Raw genomic sequence first — 18,104 nt, forward strand, 5'->3', positions numbered from 1 at the left:
CGAGCTATCAGTGGTAAGTAACTCTTTTAAATTCAGACTGGAGATTCAACGCCCAGAACTTTGCTGTGCCGCTCGCCCCTCGCCTTCATTAGCTACACCCGCATCTTAATTCGTTCCGCAATCAGTCTCACTGTAGCCCGAAGTTTTTGGAACCTCAATAGTGAACTCAAAAATCTGACCTTGAGAACTGCCAAATTTTAGCTGAGTGCCGCTGCGCAGCAGCAATTCTTGGTGGTGAACTCTCTGCCATCCCTCAGGCCCCAAAACTAGAGTCCCGTAGCGAGAAAAATCCCGCAGGAAGTAGCTAGGTTCTTCGCGGCTATCTCCGATACTGTTTCTGCAGAAAATCTCGGCGTGTTTTTGAGAAACCCACTGTTCTCGAATCACTACGTCGTTTTCTTCCCAGCGTCCGACTCGAACCATACCCGCGCGAATCGGCCAAACCTGATTGGTCGATTCGGTGGATTTGGCATTTGGTCGATCGCGCCCCCGCAAATAAGCACAAGATGGCAACCGTCCCAGCCAAGTAGAAGAATTTAAAGGCAATTCAGTTTTTAGGTCATCAACCAGCTCAGTTAGCTGACCGTCAAACTCAGGGTGCATATACAGCACAGGCAGCGTCCAAGCCGGTTGATTGAACTTGTAGAGTGTCAGTAACTGCTGTCTGGCGACGGCCACTGCCCGATCGACCGACATCCGCCCGGCCAAAGCTTGAGCAAAAGTTTGAATAAAACTCAGGGCCTCGCGATCGGCGATCGAGTCGCGCATCCCTAACACCGCAGGCACCCCGTGATGGATCAGTACCTCAGCCAAACTGCTGCGGGCGATCGCCTGTTGCTGGCCGTTAGTTGAGTGCAGCATCTCCACCGCCGGCTGAGCTCCCCAGCAGGCATTAAACACCGCCAGAGTCACGCGGCACCGAACTAACACCTGAGCCAGTTCAGTACCGTTAATCGCGGTGTCCGGCCCCAAAAACAGCAAGCCGCCATCGGGCCCCGGTATCCCGTGGCCGGCGTAAAACAGAATATTGTAAGCTTGCGTTTCCAGCCGAGAAATGAGTTCCGCCGGAGTAGGTTCGATCAGAGTATCGACACGAGTCGGAACGCTGATGTCAGAATATTTGCCGCTCTCGTCGGTTTGAAAAGCACTTTCCAGAACACCAGCTAGGGCGAGTGCTTCTTCTCCCAACTGCAAATGACCGTTATTGCTGGAAAATTGAGAATTAGCACCGCGGCCGGGTTCTGCTTGTCCCAAAACTAGCAAAATGTTGAGTGACTCCGCAGGCTGCAGGGGTGGCAAAGGTTCAACATTGCTGGTAGTGCGGCTGAAAAGCAGTTGCTGCGACAGAGAAATCGCCGGTTGACCGGCTTGAGGCTGCATAATTTCCCAAGGCAAAGCAATTAAATACGGTTCGCGCAAATCTACGCGCACTCGCAGGGGTAGATTTTGCCCGATCGCGATACCTTTACTTTCCTGGAGACTACCTTGAATCGGCCCTTCAAACAGCCACTGCCAAAGATTAATCCCCAAATGCTGCATCAGGCGACTGCTGTAGCTGGCCGGTGGCGGCGGCGGATTCTGCTCCCCCCTGTCGCCCCACCCCGCTTGACCGAGGTGGATCGGCACAGATGGCGCCGGTGGAGGTAGCTGTAGGGAGTGAGGGGTTCGTTGTTCAGTTTGTGCCAGTATATTCTGGCTGTTTTCCGGCGAGAATATACTGGCATCTGGATTTAGGGGCAATTCGTGAATTGTCCCGGAGGGCGAAAACATTTCCTGCCAAGCTTTCCATGATTGGGATAGGGTATCGGGCCACATACAGTCGTGGTGAACGTACCCGCTGGGATAAGGAGCTTGTAGAACCCAAGTGGCAAAATGGTTTGCCCCAGCGGTTCTCAGGCGAGCGATCGCTATACTGAGGCAAGGACTTTCAGGGCGCGCCATTCACAACTACCGACTCTGGATATAGGGTTGGATTGAGTTTCTCTATTAGTAGTTTATCGGGTTTGGGGTGTGATCGAGTGCGCGAGATTGCTTTGGGAGTTATTACTTTTACTTAGTGCCCAAAAATTTATCTAAATTCGGTACATCTACCCAAGTTCCCGTAGCATTCGACTCCTGGGTCAAATCCATCAACAACTGCGAGTAAACCCCTTCTCTGAGCGAGGGTATCAACGATTTACCCGCATCTATTGCTTCTACCCACCTATCTACTACTCGAATAAACGGTGCAATTCTCCCGTCTGGATAAACTTGAGGAAACTCCAATCTTTGAGGAATTTTGATTTCAGCTAAAGGTGCTCCACCTTGGGAACCCCACAAGCGAAATCCGTGTACGTAATCTTGCTGGTTGTCGCTTCCCAACACCAACGTACCCTTACTCCCGTATATTTCCACCCAGTGTCCCCGCCCTTGATAAGTAACAGAACTCAAACAAACCTGACAAGGCGTTCCCCCGGCTACTTCCAACATCAACGTGCAAGAATCATCTGCATCAACTAATTTTAAATTTCCCGAATCATTCGGATCGGGCCGCGCCGAAATTCCTGTAATCAAGTGCCCAGAAAGCCTCTGCGGCGGGCCGAACAGCCAGCTAATATAATCAAAAACGTGAGAACCAGTCGCGCCCAAAACTCCGCCGCCACGCTCTTTTTGCGCGTACCAATTCCAGGGGCGAGTAGCATCAGCACGGCTCGACACCAGCCAATCAACCTTAATTAAACGCTTTTCTCCCACATATCCTGCTGCCAATAGTTCTGCTAGCATTTGCCATGCGGGGATGAATCGAAATTCAAAGTCCATTGTGGCAATTGCTCTGGCACCACCCTTTTTTAAATCGGTTTGAGATTCGCTGTTTGCCAATCGGTAAAGTTCCCTGGCTTCATTGGCTGTCAGGGCTGTGGGTTTTTCTAATAATAAATGCTTGCCTGCTTCTAAGACGGTTTTTGCCATTTCATAATGCAAAAATGGCGGCGTGGAAATGCTGGCACCCGCTACTTCCGGGATGGCTACTATATCGGCTATCGAGTCGCAAGCGTAGGGGATATTGTGGCTAGAGGCGATCGCCTTTGCTTTGTCTAAATTCCGGTGGTAAACAGCCACAACCTCTGTCCGGTGATGTGCCTGGAATCCGGGAAGGTGCACTTTTTGACCGAAACCTGTACCGACTACTGCCACGCCAATTTTTGACATAATTTTCTAATTGGGAATTGGGAATTGGGAATTGGTAGCAACTAACAAATAACTAATGAATTCAACATCGGCATGACGCTCGATAATTAATCCGTGTATCCGTGTCCAAATCTGTGTCGTGCTTTCCTTCTTCCCTCATCCTTCTTCCTTCTTCCTTCTTCCTTCTTCCTTCTCCACCCATTCAATTACTTGTTTGCCCAAACTAACGCCGTCAAACAAGTCAATTTCTCTGATCCCTGTAGGGCTGGTGACATTAACTTCCGTGAGATAACCGCCAATGATATCAATGCCGACAAAGTACAGTCCGTCCCGTTGCAGCACTGGTTCTAACTGAGTGCAAATTTCCAGTTCGCGATCGGTAATTTCTGTTTTTGCGACTCTGCCGCCGACGGCCATATTGCCGCGAAATTCATTGCCAGTGGGAATACGGTTGATAGCACCGATGGGCTTGCCATCCAACAGTATAATCCGCTTGTCTCCCTCTTTTGCTTCCGGCAGATAAGTCTGAACCATCACTGGAATTTGCCCTTGTTGAGTGCTAATTTCGACCAGGGAGTTGAGATTGCGATCGCCCGCTTCCAAAAACAAAATCCCCTCGCCAGCTTTGCCGCCCAAGGGTTTAAGAACGGCCGCTCCTTTTTTCTCAACAAATTGCCGAATTACCTGCTTGTTTTGAGAAACAATTGTCTCGGGGATCGCTCCCTCAAATTGCAAAGCATACATTTTTTCATTCGCCGCCCGCAATCCTTTGGGACTGTTAACTACCAAAGTTTTAGCCGGATCGATGCCATCTAGAAGGTAAGTAGCGTAGAGGTAAGGAATGTTGACTGGAGGGTCTGTCCGCATAAATACTGCGTCCATTGCTTCGAGAGGCTGCAGCAAAGTAGGCTGTTCCACCTCGTACCAAGCCTCAGCAGCCTCCCAGCGTCCATCTACGACTTTTACAGGGGTGAGTGCTACCCGACTGAGCATTGCCCAGGTTTTGCCGCCGATGACGCTTAGTTCGTTGGCTTGAGTCGCCCAGACTTCGTGACCTAACTCTTGAGCTGCCTCCATCAGCGCTACGCTGGTATCGTGTCCTGGAATTAGTCGCGCGAGGGGATCGATGATGAATGCAAATTTCATTGTCAATTAAAATTAAGAATTGGTCGCAGGAAAATTTGGGCTGACTGAAAATTCGACAGGGAATGCCTTATTTTGCTGCTAGCAGCGGGTCTAGCTGGCCTAGAGCATCAAGTTTGTGCATTTCGTCGCAGCCACCTATGTGTTGGTCGTTAATGAATATTTGTGGCAGGGTGCGGCCTCCGTTGGCTCGATCGGTCATTTGAGCCCGTGCTGCTTCATCTCCGTCGATCGCGTACTCTGTAAAATCCACCCCTTTTCGCTTCAGCAGTGCTTTTGCACGAATGCAAAACGGGCAAGTTCTCCAAGTGTAAATTTCTATTTTAGGGGTCATCGGACGAGCAAATAATAACTATATTTTTTAATTGTAATCTTAACCAATCTTATTTTAATTTTTAAATAGTTGTAGCAAGCAACCTGTAATGTTATTATTTATACAATTTTTTAATTTTAGCCTAAAAATAAAAAAAACACCCACGCTTGAAAAAACGGAGAGAGTTTGAAAACAAGCAGCAGGTCGAGCCTGCCTACCGTTGCTGACCAACCTGCTTGTTTCGTCTTCTGCCGGAACAGATGATTCCTGCGCCTGTCACCATGAGTCCTACCACCATACCGGGTTCAGGGATAGTAGCTCTTGGCGGCTTGGACGTGGAGGTGGTGTATATGTTTCCCAAGTCCCCCGCGGCGGGCGCCGTTAGTGGTGGTTCGGTTTCGGGTACTTCCTGTACCGGGTCTGCTGGTGGTGGTTCAACTACCTGCTCTTGCTGTACCGGGTCTGGTATGACTGCTGGTGGTGGTTCAACTACCTGCTCTTGCTGTACCGGGTCCGGTATGACTGCTGGTGATGGTGATTCAACTACCTGCTCTTGCTGCACCGGGTCTCGCAGGGATGCTGCTGATGATGAGGTTGTTGCTGATTGCTCGCTGCTTGCCTCGGCTTTGGCGCACTCACTTGAAAAGTTTCCGGGGCCGCACACATCGACTGCTGAAGCCGGAGGGGCAGCAGCTAGATAGTAAAACGCTGTGGCCATTGTGGCAGAGAGTCCAATTCCTAGTTTTGCCAGTGGCGTAAACATAACTATTTAGTTAAACAGTGGTAAAATCTGAAAATAGAAATAGTCCTAGAGATTAGCGCTGCACGACGGGCAAGGATTTTACAGTTCTTACAATAAAATGGATGTTTTCTTTCGCGAGCGCCTGTAAAAGATAGTATAGCGCTTGAGGTGACCGCCCAAACACTTTAAGAATATTATTCTCTTTCACCTTGACCTCGCGTACCGTGGTTTGCACTAGGAAGTGGTTTGCACAGAGTGAAGCAACATCTTTTTGCAACCTCTCAACCAACAGCCGTTACAGCCATTAACAAAGAGTGTTTTTACCTTGACCGCCGCCTCCTGAAATTAATTATTTAACCGAGCGCAAACGAGAGCTGCTGTATTGTACTTTGCAATGCACAATCTGGCTACTCTTCTATAATCTCATGGTTCGACGATATCTGTCCTCAGTATATGTACGTGTATTCCTGACTGTCAACCAGTAAAAAGGAATATTTAAGTATTTACCGAGGGTAGAGGGCGTATTGAATGAGCTGAGCTAGTCGATCGCGGAGACTTTCCATCCCGAGACCTTTGGCGGCAGAAATAAATACGGCTTGAGGAAACTCTTCTCGGGCGAGGGCGAGAGTATCTCCATCTACAGCATCGATTTTGTTAAAAACTACAAGGGCTGGCCCGGGAGTTACGGGCATATCTGTCAAAATATTCATGACCGATCGAATTTGGCTCTGCCACGCCGGATGGGAGAGATCGACAAGGTGCAGCAAAGCATCGGCGTCAGTGACTTCTTCGAGGGTAGCTCGAAAAGCGTCGATCAAGGCGGGGGGCAGTTCCCGAATAAAGCCTACTGTATCTGTGAGGACGATCGACAGCGGTTCCCGAGTAACAGTGCCAGGAAGGGTCAACCGTCGCGTGGTGGGGTCGAGGGTGGCAAATAACTGGTCGGCAGCATAAACCTCGGAATTGGTGAGCAGGTTGAGCAGAGTCGATTTACCGGCGTTGGTGTAGCCGACGATCGCCACTGAGGGTACTTCGTGGTGGTGCCGGTTCTGCCGCAGCCGGAAGCGGTGGGCCAGCAGTTGATTTACTTCTTGCTGCAATCGAGAAATGCGTTTGGCGATCGTCCGCCGTTCGGTTTCTAGTTTGGTTTCTCCGGGGCCTCTAGTACCGATGCCGCCGCCCTGTCTCGACATTGCCTGACCGCGACCTGTGAGCCGGGGCAGAGCGTACTCTAGCTGAGCGAGTTCGACTTGCAATTTACCCTCGCTCGATCGAGCTCTTTGGGCAAAGATGTCGAGAATTACCTCTGTTCGATCGACTACGCGAATACCTATCTGAGTTTCCAAGTTCCGTATTTGTGCGGGGGCCAGGTCGCGATCGAATACCACGAGGTTAGCGCTAATCGTCTGAGCGGTGAGGGAAATTTCCTGAACTTTGCCTTCGCCGACGACTGTCTGCGGATGGGGGCGCGATCGTTTTTGGCGCACTGTTTGCAGTACCTGACCCCCGGCGCTTTCAACCAGCCGCGTGATTTCTGCGAGTCCGTCCTCAAAATCCAACTGAGTCATGTGCTGAGTCATTACACCTACCAACAGCACTTTGTCTTGGTCTGCATCGACCTGCTTAGCGACAAACTCTGCTTCAAACTCTGCTTCGAGTCCTTCCACCAAATCCAGAAAGTCTTGGTCGGCGAGTTCGTCCAAATTTAGCGGTTCTGATATTTTCCAGGGAAAGTTTTGAGTTTGGATTGGTGACTTTTGAATTGAAGGCTCTTCTATTTCATCAGTTGCATCTGGTTCTAACTGAGCGCTCAAAACAGAGAACTCAAAATTTGGCTGGTCTCCCTGGGGTATCAAGTGAGCGAGATAAGTTTCTTGGATGTAACCAGTTGCACCGCCGCCGCGGCGCTGAAATCCTCCGCCGGTCAGTGTCAGCCAAACTAGAGCGTCCAGGCGCTGAATTGCCATTGCGGTGAGGGCTGCTTCGGTTGGGGTTTCTGGCTTCAGGTGGGTGGCGATGCAGCGAATGCCGCTGAGGCGACCTCCCCCGTAGCGGGGCAATTCTAAGGGCGCAATCTGCGTTTGGCGGGGTGTACCGACGCCGACGCGAATTACTTGTCCGCGGCGGTTGATGTAGGTGCAGATTGGTTTGTCTATTTCCGTGCTGATGGCCGCGACGCGCTGGGCGAATTCTGCCGTGGTGATGCGATCGCCTGGTAGTCGCTGATGGTACAGCTTTTCGAGTTGCTTGAGCTGGCTGGACTTTAAACCTTGAAGATTGCCGTAGATGGTTTCGATAACTGTTTCTCCCGATCGATCTGTTTATCTCCTATTTTAATTAACTCAGGGGCGATCGTGTTCGGGTTTTAAGTTGAAATTTACTAAATTTTATTGCCTCTAGCACAGCGCGGATTCACTCTTGTCGAGTCACCAGCGCCGTTGTTTGTCGCTAGGGGGCGATCGGGCATTTCACTGCTGCCCTCAAACTTGCGGTTGTATTCAGTATCTACAGATACAGGAGCTCGCTAAAAAAACTCGCGTAACAAAAGTTAACACTTTATTTTTTGTTTCAAAATCCTCCTTTAGACTTGTGTTTATTTTGAGCCTAGAGGCAGATAGCAAAGCAGAAATTAGGTCGTTACCATGAGAAGCGAAACATTGTTAAGGAATGTAAAAACATGGAAACTCGTCCTACTAACTTGCCTCCTACGGCTAATGCTTACAACGGCAAAGATCGGAATGCCTTTCTGTTTGGCTTCAACCCGCAAGCAGAACTTTGGAACGGTCGCTTAGCGATGATCGGTTTCTTAGCTTATTTGCTTTGGGACGCCGCTGGATATAGCGTTCTCCGCGACATACTTCACTTTCTGCCTACCTACATTGCTCACTAATGAGTAGCTGTATTTCCTGTATGGCAGCGTGAGTAAATGCCGCCATTGCCAGACAGGCTAAAAGTTACAAATGGCAGCGAGTATGGTTTTGTCCCTTTGTATCTTTCGTTACTTTTGAATGGCATTCAAAGACTTCTTGATGTGATTCGATGATTACGGGTGGGGGCGCTGTCGCTGGCGCGGTGAATATTAACACCAACAGATATTTATTGCGTAAAGGCGATCGCCCCTGCTGTATTTTTGGTAAGAAATCTCATCGAGCATTTCTGATAGTTTATGAAAAATAGGAGCATCAACGATGATTAACTCAAATTTACTGGCAGTAGTAGAATCCGCTCTGACTGACACAGCATCAGGAACTTGGCAAAAGCCTCTGGTGATGTTTGTCTGCAATATCTTAGCATTGCTAGTTCTCAGCCGCAGAATTTGGTATCCCCACGTCGGGCCGAAAATGCCTTTGCCCTTTCCCTCTCTGTTTAACAATGTTAGCGTACCCGCATTTTTGGCTTGCATGAGCGCCGGTCATTTGCTGGGAGTATTCGCGATTTTGGCGCTGAGTATCGACAAGGCTATATAGTAGCAATTGCGCGGCTGTTTTGGCGATTTCTTGCTGCAATTGGTTGGTTAAACGGCTGACAAAAAATGGCAGGGGTAAGTGAAAAGCACTCACCCCTAATTTTAATTTGCTCTATAGACTGACGCAGAAATCGGTTTTTGTACCATGCACTTACAACTAACGGGGCTTAAATAAATTCCAAGCCCAAATTAGCTTGCTCGACAGCAAATACCTCACTGCTGGCTTATAGCGCACCCACAAATCTATAAGATATAGCTGTTGTTAAAGCTTCTAAGACCTCCGTAAAAGTAGTTAAAAACTGTGATGCCCTTAGCAACGACGCCATTCACCCTTCAACTGAATGCGGCTTGAGGATGAAGATTCATCATGCAATCCCACAGGAGTCGGAGTGGATTAGCCTTGTGGGCATTGCGGGTTTGAATATGATGCTGACATGAATGTGGCTCTTAATATTGCTGCTTTGGGGGTGTCTGTAAGCCATCCCGAAAGTCCGGGGATGAGTTGTCAACTAGAGGGACAATTGTCTCTCTTTCCGATCGCTCAAATCAGAGGCTAAAGCTCCGCGCTTTAGGTCGGAGTAAGCTTACTTTAGGGAATGGGATATAGCCATTTGCGAAATAATTGTGTTAAGCGCGGCATGACCAAATAGGTGAGCAGGATAACAGTCAGACCAGAGATCATCAGAGATATGAGCAAGGCAGGAAGCCCTGATAGTAGCGGTACCAACAAACGATTGAGAATAGAAATGGTAAAAAACACTCCCAACCATGTAACTAACGCCATTTTGTAGCGAGGGGGTGGAGCCTTCATCGATTTATTGGGCAGCGTAAACCAGGTTTCCAATCCGGTCAGAGTTTGAATATCTTCTGGGTTTTCAATCAAAGGCTGCAATCGCTCAATCCACTCTCGCCGAACATCAGATTCCAGCCAGGCCTTGAGATTGTTGTAGCAATCGAACTTGAGAATGACCACGTACTCAGGATGAGCGTGATGCTGGGGTCGAATAGTGCTCACACCCAGATGTCCCTTGAATTTGCGTGCATCTGCGGCGATGCCATGAAACCATGCTTCGTAACCTTGCTCGCGCCCCGGTTTCACGACATGAGAGATCACAGCAGTGACTAGATAGTTTTCTTCACTGGTATTGCTCGCCAACGGTTCTTCCAACATAAAATTTAGAGAATTAACTGAGAGAAAAGTTTTATTAAGAAAAACGACCCTAGAGACACCAAATTGCTCGGCAATTTTCGGCAGCACGTCTTGAAACAGAAGGGAGATTAACGAATGCGATCGCGCAGTTTTGGCATGAGAGGAAATGACTAGCGAGATCCAGCAGCTTGTAAGGCAGTTTGGGCATCGGTGCTCGCCTGCGTTCGAGCCTCTTCTCCACCCATGAGATTATCAGCATGGGTGACTTCAATATCAGTGATGCCCATAAACCCAAAAATGAGCCGCAGATAGGGTTCTTGGAGCTCGTAGGCACAGTAAGGCGTATCTTTTAATTAGGCTGAAATGGTGAAATAGTTCGGCCCAGACAAAGACTTGCAATCATTGACAAGACCTATTAAAAACACCCTCTACGTGACTTACAACGAAGTAGTTGCCACCGCTACGTTTTACATAAAATTGATAACCTAGCGATGACAATATTAACTCAGTTAAACACGAGCTAAATAAAGTAGGCGCTTTCTCACTACTTATTGGGAGATCCAGTATTTGCCGTTGCTGCATAGCTGGTCATCAGGTTTTTGTAGTCAGGAATAAACCCTGCTAACAGACTACCCAGTCCTTCAATATCGTTGCGCCAGTCACGGTGCAATTCACACACAACGCTAAACCAATTGAGCAACTGAACTCCAGCACGAGACATTCGATCCCAAGCTGCATAGCGACAGGCTTCATCGAAGGTTCCAGAGGCATCGGTGACAACAAAAACCTCATAACCTGCCTCTAATGCCGAAAGCGCACAAAAAGTAACACATACATCAGTGACAATTCCGGCAATAATCAATTGCTTCTTGCCTGTTGCTTCTACTGCTTTAACAAAGTCCTCGTTGTCCCAAGCGTTGATTTGTCCGGGACGCGGAATAAAGGGAGCATCTGGAAACTTCTCCTTCAGTTCAGGGATGATGACTCCATTGGGGCCTTGCTCAAAGCTAGTTGTCAAAATTGTAGGCAGGTTGAAAAATTTGGCTGCACTTGCCAGCGCCAGCACATTATTTTTGAAGTCTGCGGCACCAATATCACGCACAAGTGAGAACAGTCCAGTTTGATGATCGACCAGCAAAACCGCAGCATTATTCTTGTCTAGACGGTTGTATTTGAATGTAGACATCAGGTATTTTTCCTATTTGAGTTATGGGTGAATGAGGAATTGCAGAATGGAGTCAAGAATCAGAAAGCCTTGAGTTTTACCAATTAAATGTGCTTCCTTATTAAAAGCGAAACGTCTATTTCCTCTAAATGGCTTATGGCGTAACCTGTTGCGACATGAACTCAGTTTGCAAAATCTTACCAAATTTCACCACTCAAGATCCGCAAGTTAAGGGCTGAGTTAACGCGATCGCCCTAATCTCGACACACGTTACACCAACGCCCCTAACGCTTTCAATGTCGATTTTTGAGCCTTCGTCAATCCCGCCCGGCCTCGAATATTCATGCCTTCATACAAGCGATCGCCCATCAACGTCCTAATAAATCCACCAGTTGCGACATTCCACACTTTAATGGTGCGAATGATAAATTAGGTCTTTTGGGCAATTATATAAACATGATTTTCAGGATACTGGTCATATTCGAGATGGCGGCAGGTGCAATGATGCTCAATCAGAATTTGCAGGAAAGTATCTACACCCAAAGTGCTGTAATCAAAGTCTTGACCTTGAAATGCTCCCGAAACCTCGCTGCTTGTATGTCCGCCGCCACAAGTGAACAGGATCACTCCATTGGGTTCAAGCGCATCGCATAGCTTTTGTATCACAGGCGCTTGCTTGTTGATTGGCAGATGAAACGTGCTATCCCACGCTGCAATCAGGCTGTAAAGTTTCGGCGGCAGCCAATCACAAATGTCTTCGCGGTAAAACGTGATTTCTGGATGTAGCCGCCGGGCTAAATCGATCATTTCGCTAGAAATATCAAGTCCTTCAGGCTGAAATCCATGCTTGGATAAACTGTTAATAAAACGTCCGCTGCTTCCACACCCGACATCAAGTGCTGCGTGCTGGTTAGAAGTAAATTTTATCGCCCGTTCTAATTGGGCAATCCCGTAGGTTGAATCTTGATGCTGAGTTTGCCACCATTGGGCAATTAGGTCGTAGCGGGCCGATGTATCATTTGGCTCCATAAAGTCACCTCATAAGTGTCGATCGAGATTTTCAGGACAATTAAAATCTTTCTCCACGCTACGCACAGACTACACCAATGCCCTTAACGCTTTCGTTGGAGAGGCAGGCATGAGCAGACGAGAAGGAAATAAACTTTACTCCTATATCATTAAATCTTGAACACTACCAAATTTTTCAATGTTTCAATTTCCGGCTGTCAGTGGGAAAGTGGGGATTTCGGTTGCAGATTCTGGCAGAGGGGGGCGCAGACAAAGATAAACTAGCGGCCCTAACAGCGGAACTAGAGAGACTGCCCAAAAAATGCGATCGTCCGCAAGTCCGCGGCGTGCCATGTCGTCTCCCAGAAGTGAGGGAAATATTACAGCCATCAGACAACAATCCCAAGTTATTAAATGCACAAAAGGAATTGACTGCCACTGCCTGACATAATCTCCCCAATCTCCATTTAACCAAGCCCAAGCTAACAGCCAGATAGTAGTTAGTAAAAGTACAATACCTGTCCAGCGGGAGTCTGATATTTTGAGCAACATATCTTTGCGGCAGGAAAATTGTGGCTGGGGCTGGCGGAGGAGTAAGTAGGGAATTAAGCCGATGATGCCGGCGCCGTTGGAAGCGAGGAAAGCAGGCCAAGCGGATATATTTTGGGTTCTCTCATCAATAAATAGGAGGCAAGCGTAGACCATCGGCCACACTCCCATGAGAGCGAATATGGTGACAAGGTAGGGGTTAATTCCTTCTAGCTGCAACTTGAGCATTTTTTCCATAACTGTTAACGTTCCGGGCCGATCGAGAGGAGCTAGCAGCAAGGTGTAGGCAATAAATGTTGCCCACAGCAACCACAGAAACATTTTTGTTTTCATCAGATATAACGAGTAGTGGAACCCGACTAAACTAAATTATGGTAAAGTAGCGGCCGAGTTAGCGCCGTCTATCTTAGGTGATAAGCAGTTCGATTGAAACAGCGGCTGCAAACCCCGTTTTAGTTCGGGGATGAAAGGCTCTACAGCAGGCGATCATTACTTTAGGCAGACGCAGGAGCCACGTCAGGAGAGATACATTTTAAAGAATCGGTTGTTTTTATTACAAAACCCCTTAGAAGAGGAGTTTCAGCGGTGAACTTAATATCTGTAGAGGAACTCAAAGCGCTGGTACAACAATCTCCTGGATTGTGCGTTTCAATTTATATGCCAGTCGCTCAAGGAACAGAAATTCAACAAAACCCGATTCGGTTCAAAAATTTAATCAGAGAGGCTGAAGACAAAATAGTAGAGTACGGATTTGACAAAAAAGAAGCTGCGGAATTCCTAGATCCAGTCCGAGCAGAAATTGACCAGGAAAACTTTTGGGAAAATCAAAGCAACCTGCTGGCGATTTTTGTCGGTTCGGGATTTTTCCGCTACTATACCTGTCCGGTGAATTTTGAGGAATTAGTGGTTGTGAGCGACAATTTTCACGTCAAACCGCTGATGCCTATGCTGACAGGAGATAATTTATTTTATGTTTTAGCTCTCAGTCAGAAGGAAGTGAGGCTGATTGAGTGTACGGCTTACAGTGCTAGGGAAGTTGAAGTTGAAAACTTGCCGAAAAGCCTTGAGGAGGCTCTGCAATATGACCCGACAGCTAAAGATGGTCAGTTTCGGATTGCTACTACAAAAGGAGGCACTAATAATTCTTTTCAGCAGCCGGGAAGTTTTCACGGTCAAGGAAGTCCAGATCAAGATGAGCGCCAGCACGAAATATTGCAGTATTTCCACATAATCGATGCGGCGCTGCACAATTATTTGCGCAATAAAAAAGCTCCTTTAGTGTTAGCTGGAGTTGAGTATTTGCTCCCGCTTTACCGAGAAGCCAATACCTACCGGCATTTAGTTGAAGAAGGAATTACAGGCAATCAGAAACTTCTCAAGCCGGAAGAGTTGCGGGCCGAAGCTTTGCCGCTGGTGGAACCTTTGTTTGTGCAGGCTCAGTCAGAGGCGATCGCACAATACCGCGATCTGACAGGAAGCGATAAAATTTCTGCTGATTTGAAAGAAGCTGTTTCGGCTGCTTATTTTGGACGGGTCGATCGACTGTTTGTTGCTCTTGGCGTTCAGCAGTGGGGTACTTTTAATCCCGATACGAACGCGGTGCAAATCCACCCCGAGGCAGAATTGGGCGACGAAGATTTGTTGAATGCCGCAGCAATTCAAACTATCCTCAACGGCGGAACTGTTTACGCGGTGCCGCCGGAAAAAGTGCCGGACGAGGCGCCTTTAGCTGCTATTTTTCGCTATTAATTTACGAGGTTTAAACCAATGGAATCTACTTCAATGACAAATTCTGACAAACAAAACCAAAGTAGCAGCGGCGATACCGAACGCTGGGCATCTTTAATTGGTGGCGGGGCGCTGGTGCTTTTTGGTTTGTCGCAGCGTTCTTTGCGAGGCGCTTTGCTGGCGGTTGCGGGCGGCAGTTTAGCGGCGCGCGGTCTGGGGGTTGTGGAGGGTTTGCAGTCGGCGGCAGATCCCAATCAAAGCATTAAAGTTGAAAAGACGGTGACGATCGACAAACCGGCGGATGAATTGTACCGTTTATGGCGCAATTTTGAAAATTTACCTCGGTTTATGAAGCATCTCAAACACGTTACGGTCATCGATGAAAAGCGTTCTCACTGGATTGCCAGCGCGCCGATGGGCAATAGTGTGGAATGGGATGCAGAGATTGTCCGCGAAGAAGAAAATCGCTTAATTGCTTGGGCGTCTGTGGAAGGAGCTGATGTTGACAATTCTGGTTTTGTGCGCTTTCAACCGGCACCAGCGGGACGCGGTACTGAGGTAAAAGTTGTCATAGAATACAACCCTCCGGGCGGTGCAATTGGTGCTGGCGCTGCTAAACTATTTGGCGAAGCTCCCGAACAGCAAATTGCAAATGATTTACGTCGCTTTAAGCAGTTGATGGAAGCTGGGGAAATAGCGACTACGGAAGGTCAACCTTCGGGCCGCAAGTAATAAGTTAGATGGTGTCCTCCGATCTAACTAACATCTTGCACCATTCTCAGAACAGGCAAGATGCCTGTTCCACAAAGAATTAATTTATTATTGTGGGGTGGGCATCTTGCCCGCCCCTCAAAAGCTTATTGAAAATGGTGCAAGATGTCAGATCTAACTCACATCTTGGATCATTCCCAGAACAGGCAAGATGCCTGTTCCACAAAAAGTCAATTTCTTGTGGGGTGGGCATCCTGCCCGCCCATAAAAAGCTTATGGAAAATGGTGCAAGATGTCCGATTTAAGCATCTTTGTTGTTTACCGGATTAGCTGATGTCATCTCAAGTGGTTTTCGGAAATGCGGGCGCTGAAGGTGCAAGTCGGGGCGGTTGGTTTGCGGGTCACTTTATGACGCCGGGCGATGACCCGCGATCGACTTCTGTTTTAGAGGTAAAATGGGGCACTCACCCCGCCGGAGATTGTAGGACTCAGTGGGCGGTAAATGCGGCAGCCACGACGCTTTCTATCCTGGTAAAAGGACGGTTTCGCCTGCAATTTCCCGAACAAGAAATCTTGCTTTGTCGCGAAGGAGATTATGCTCTCTGGCTGCCGGGAGTACCTCATTATTGGTCTGCCGAGGAGGATTCGACGATCGTGACTGTGCGGTGGCCTTCCCTACCGGGAGATAGTTCTGGAGTTAAGAATTAACTTTAATTTCGGGAACCAAAACGCGGCCGCTATAACCCGCGCGCTGGTAGCGATCGATCGCCTCGGATGCGATAACCCCCGCTTTGCCGCTCTCCACCAGCGCTACGCAAGCACCGCCAAAACCTCCGCCCGTCAGCCTTGCGCCGAAGACTCCGGGGATTGACTGCAAGATGGCCGCCAGCGTGTCTACTGCCGGCACCGAAACTTCGTAGTCGTCGCGCTGGCTGGCGTGGGAAGCATTCATTAACTCGCCAAAACGCTCTGCTGGTAAAGATTTTACAGCTTCGAGCACGCGGTTGTTTTCGGTAACGACGTGGCGCGATCGCCTCCTGAGGGGTTCTGGCAATACTTCCACTGCTTGCGGATCGGCGATATCCCTGAGAGCTTTAACTCCCAATATCCGCGCGGATTCCTCGCACTCGGCGCGCCGCTGGTTGTAGCCGCTTCCTTCTGCTAGTTGGTGGCTTTCGCCACTGTCAATTATTAAAATTTCTGTGCTTGTGGGAAAAGGTATCGGGCGGCATTCAAGGCTGCGGGTGTCGATCAATAGCATGGTGTTGGTGTCTGCTAAACTCGATGCCATTTGATCCATGATCCCGCAGTTCAAGCCGGCATACCGGATTTCGACTTGCTGTCCGATTTGAGCTAGCCGCACGTCGTCTAGGGGGAGGTTCAGCAGCGCGCGCAGTCCTCTGAGGGTTGCTATTTCTAAAGCCGCGCTGCTGGACAAACCGGCTCCGATCGGCACAGTCGAGGTAATGTAGAGATTGATTGGCGGTATTTTGTATCCTTCTTTTTCTACAAGTCTCAGGCAGCCACAGATATAACTGACGAATTTTTGCGGTATGGTATCGTCGTCTGAAAAATTTATGAGTTCGTCATATTCTGCTGAATAAACATGGTGTCGATCGTCACTGCTCAAGCCGATTTGTACTGTTGTGCGCTGGGGAATCGCGGTTGGAAGTACAAATCCATCGTTGTAATCTGTGTGTTCGCCCAGCAGGTTTACTCTGCCGGGGGCGCTGGCTGTGGTTTTGGGTAATGTACCAAATACTCGTTGGAATTTCATTGTTGGGGAAGTGGTAATTGGTTCTTGATTATTTATTATTGGTTATTGGTTATTGGTTGTTTGGAAAAACTGCTATCCGTGTATCCGTGACTTCCGTGTCCTGCTGTTGGTAATTGGGAAGAAATAAATTTATTTTTTATCGTTTGTCCTTATTATAGTGCCCAAGTTTTTTGGTTAATTCAACCCCTGTTAACAAAAATAAACATCACCGTAGGTTGGGAAAAGATATTGAGCTGTGATAGAATGACAGGCTAAGATTTCTCCAACAATTCAAAAAATGCGATCGACCAGACCCCGGAAACAGTTTGCTCAACATTGGCTCAAAAGCGAGAAAGCCTTAGATAAGATTGTGAAAGCAGCTTCTTTGGATGGCGATCGCGTCCTGGAAATTGGGCCGGGGACGGGGATTTTGACTCGGCGCTTGCTGCCGGCGGCTGAGTCTGTTGTTGCTGTGGAGATCGATCGAGATTTGTGTCTCAAGCTAGCCAAACAACTCGGCAAAACCGACAATTTTTTACTGTTGCAAGGCGACATCCTGGAAATGGACTTAGAGGCTGAACTAACAGCTTTTCCCAAATTCCAAAATCCCAATAAAGTTGTTGCCAATATTCCTTATAATATTACCGGCCCAATTCTGCAAAAACTGCTGGGAACGATATCTGTTCCTGCTGCTAAACCCTTCGATTCGATCGTGCTGTTAGTGCAGAAAGAAGTCGCCCAAAGGCTTTACGCTAAACCGGGTTCGACAGCTTTTGGCGCTTTGTCGGTGCGGGTGCAATATTTAGCAGAATGCGAGTTAATTTGCGATGTGCCGTCTAAAGACTTTTATCCGCCGCCAAAAGTCGATTCTGCCGTGGTGCGGCTGCTTCCCAGACAGATAGAAACTGCGGCGGTTAATCCGCGCTATTTGGAGAATTTAGTTAAGTTGGGATTTGGTAGCAAGCGCAAGATGCTGCGAAATAATTTGAAAGGGGCTGTGGATTTAGATAAACTCGTTCACTTGTTAGAAGAGTTACAGATAAATCCTCAATCTCGCGCTGAAGATTTAAGCGTGGCGCAATGGGTAAATTTGAGTAATAATATGATGGGCGAGGTTTGAAGTTAACGGTTCTGTTAGATACCCAAATTCTTAAAGTGGCGCGGGATTCAGGGTATTCTGTTTTTTTATGAATAAGGAATTTTCG

The 18,104-nt window shown here is 48.2% G+C and carries 19 protein-coding genes; 7 read left to right on the top strand and 12 right to left on the bottom strand.

All coding sequences use genetic code 11. From position 1 onward, the window contains the following. Positions 1 to 105 precede the first annotated feature (105 nt). The 6 genes from E5S67_RS00055 to hflX all read right to left on the bottom strand — a co-directional run bounded on the left by E5S67_RS00055 (position 106) and on the right by hflX (position 7,663). Positions 106 to 1,941: a CHAT domain-containing protein gene (locus tag E5S67_RS00055; protein WP_172184237.1), complete on the bottom strand. Its 1,836-nt coding sequence runs from the start codon at positions 1,939 to 1,941 to the stop codon at positions 106 to 108. A 108-nt stretch (positions 1,942 to 2,049) separates the two neighbouring features. After that, a complete protein-coding gene (locus tag E5S67_RS00060) occupies positions 2,050 to 3,189 on the bottom strand; it encodes a Gfo/Idh/MocA family protein (protein ID WP_172184240.1) in 1,140 nt (379 codons plus the stop codon). A gap of 135 nt (positions 3,190 to 3,324) precedes the next feature. Further along, positions 3,325 to 4,314, bottom strand: coding sequence for a glutathione synthase (gene gshB, locus E5S67_RS00065; RefSeq protein WP_172184243.1), 990 nt, complete (start codon positions 4,312 to 4,314; stop codon positions 3,325 to 3,327). A 67-nt stretch (positions 4,315 to 4,381) separates the two neighbouring features. Then, positions 4,382 to 4,645, bottom strand: a complete 264-nt coding sequence (gene grxC / locus E5S67_RS00070) for a glutaredoxin 3 (RefSeq protein ID WP_172184245.1) — start codon at positions 4,643 to 4,645, stop codon at positions 4,382 to 4,384. 193 nt (positions 4,646 to 4,838) lie between these two features. Further along, positions 4,839 to 5,387 (bottom strand): hypothetical protein, encoded by a 549-nt coding sequence (locus tag E5S67_RS32965; protein ID WP_246276562.1) that lies wholly within the window; start codon positions 5,385 to 5,387, stop codon positions 4,839 to 4,841. A 482-nt stretch (positions 5,388 to 5,869) separates the two neighbouring features. Beyond that, on the bottom strand, positions 5,870 to 7,663 hold the full coding sequence (gene hflX / locus E5S67_RS00080; RefSeq protein WP_172184497.1) for a GTPase HflX: 1,794 nt from the start codon (positions 7,661 to 7,663) through the stop codon (positions 5,870 to 5,872). Positions 7,664 to 8,043: 380 nt separating this feature from the next. Between hflX and E5S67_RS00085 the strand changes: the two genes are divergently transcribed. The 3 genes from E5S67_RS00085 (at position 8,044) to E5S67_RS33890 (ending at position 9,389) form a co-directional block, all read left to right on the top strand. Further along, on the top strand, positions 8,044 to 8,256 hold the full coding sequence (locus E5S67_RS00085) for a chlorophyll a/b-binding protein (protein ID WP_006634547.1): 213 nt from the start codon (positions 8,044 to 8,046) through the stop codon (positions 8,254 to 8,256). Positions 8,257 to 8,554: 298 nt separating this feature from the next. Further along, the gene (locus tag E5S67_RS00090) at positions 8,555 to 8,833 is read left to right on the top strand and encodes a photosystem I reaction center subunit PsaK (RefSeq protein ID WP_172184248.1); all 279 of its coding nucleotides are present in this window, start codon (positions 8,555 to 8,557) and stop codon (positions 8,831 to 8,833) included. A 433-nt stretch (positions 8,834 to 9,266) separates the two neighbouring features. Further along, the gene (locus E5S67_RS33890) at positions 9,267 to 9,389 is read left to right on the top strand and encodes a hypothetical protein (RefSeq protein ID WP_281363504.1); all 123 of its coding nucleotides are present in this window, start codon (positions 9,267 to 9,269) and stop codon (positions 9,387 to 9,389) included. A 32-nt stretch (positions 9,390 to 9,421) separates the two neighbouring features. Here the strand turns inward: E5S67_RS33890 and E5S67_RS00095 are convergent, their stop codons facing one another. From E5S67_RS00095 to E5S67_RS00120, 5 genes are all read right to left on the bottom strand, one after another. Further along, positions 9,422 to 10,003: a putative antibiotic biosynthesis monooxygenase gene (locus E5S67_RS00095; RefSeq protein ID WP_172184499.1), complete on the bottom strand. Its 582-nt coding sequence runs from the start codon at positions 10,001 to 10,003 to the stop codon at positions 9,422 to 9,424. A 523-nt stretch (positions 10,004 to 10,526) separates the two neighbouring features. Beyond that, positions 10,527 to 11,168: an isochorismate family cysteine hydrolase YcaC gene (gene ycaC / locus E5S67_RS00105; protein WP_172184251.1), complete on the bottom strand. Its 642-nt coding sequence runs from the start codon at positions 11,166 to 11,168 to the stop codon at positions 10,527 to 10,529. A gap of 249 nt (positions 11,169 to 11,417) precedes the next feature. Further along, positions 11,418 to 11,555 (bottom strand): hypothetical protein, encoded by a 138-nt coding sequence (locus E5S67_RS00110; protein WP_172184254.1) that lies wholly within the window; start codon positions 11,553 to 11,555, stop codon positions 11,418 to 11,420. A 21-nt stretch (positions 11,556 to 11,576) separates the two neighbouring features. Beyond that, complete coding sequence (locus E5S67_RS00115) at positions 11,577 to 12,176, bottom strand: class I SAM-dependent methyltransferase (protein WP_172184257.1); 600 nt, start codon at positions 12,174 to 12,176, stop codon at positions 11,577 to 11,579. Between the two features lie 183 nt (positions 12,177 to 12,359). Further along, positions 12,360 to 13,037: a DUF2834 domain-containing protein gene (locus E5S67_RS00120; RefSeq protein ID WP_172184260.1), complete on the bottom strand. Its 678-nt coding sequence runs from the start codon at positions 13,035 to 13,037 to the stop codon at positions 12,360 to 12,362. Between the two features lie 252 nt (positions 13,038 to 13,289). Between E5S67_RS00120 and E5S67_RS00125 the strand changes: the two genes are divergently transcribed. From E5S67_RS00125 to E5S67_RS00135, 3 genes are all read left to right on the top strand, one after another. Next, complete coding sequence (locus E5S67_RS00125; protein WP_172184263.1) at positions 13,290 to 14,453, top strand: baeRF3 domain-containing protein; 1,164 nt, start codon at positions 13,290 to 13,292, stop codon at positions 14,451 to 14,453. Positions 14,454 to 14,471: 18 nt separating this feature from the next. Beyond that, positions 14,472 to 15,164: an SRPBCC family protein gene (locus E5S67_RS00130; protein WP_172184266.1), complete on the top strand. Its 693-nt coding sequence runs from the start codon at positions 14,472 to 14,474 to the stop codon at positions 15,162 to 15,164. A 312-nt stretch (positions 15,165 to 15,476) separates the two neighbouring features. Further along, positions 15,477 to 15,851: a signal peptidase I gene (locus E5S67_RS00135; RefSeq protein ID WP_172184268.1), complete on the top strand. Its 375-nt coding sequence runs from the start codon at positions 15,477 to 15,479 to the stop codon at positions 15,849 to 15,851. On the opposite strand, the gene galK is transcribed toward E5S67_RS00135, so the two are convergent. Continuing rightward, positions 15,841 to 16,920: a galactokinase gene (gene galK / locus E5S67_RS00140; protein WP_172184271.1), complete on the bottom strand. Its 1,080-nt coding sequence runs from the start codon at positions 16,918 to 16,920 to the stop codon at positions 15,841 to 15,843. The two genes, E5S67_RS00135 and galK, sit on opposite strands and share 11 nt — an antisense overlap. Before the next feature lie 277 nt (positions 16,921 to 17,197). On the opposite strand from galK, the gene rsmA reads away from it, so the two are divergent. Next, positions 17,198 to 18,019 (top strand): 16S rRNA (adenine(1518)-N(6)/adenine(1519)-N(6))-dimethyltransferase RsmA, encoded by an 822-nt coding sequence (rsmA, locus tag E5S67_RS00145; RefSeq protein ID WP_172184274.1) that lies wholly within the window; start codon positions 17,198 to 17,200, stop codon positions 18,017 to 18,019. The last annotated feature ends 85 nt before the right edge of the window (positions 18,020 to 18,104 follow it).

Origin of the sequence: Microcoleus asticus IPMA8, assembly GCF_013179805.1 — a bacterium.
Taxonomy (GTDB): domain Bacteria; phylum Cyanobacteriota; class Cyanobacteriia; order Cyanobacteriales; family Microcoleaceae; genus Microcoleus; species Microcoleus asticus.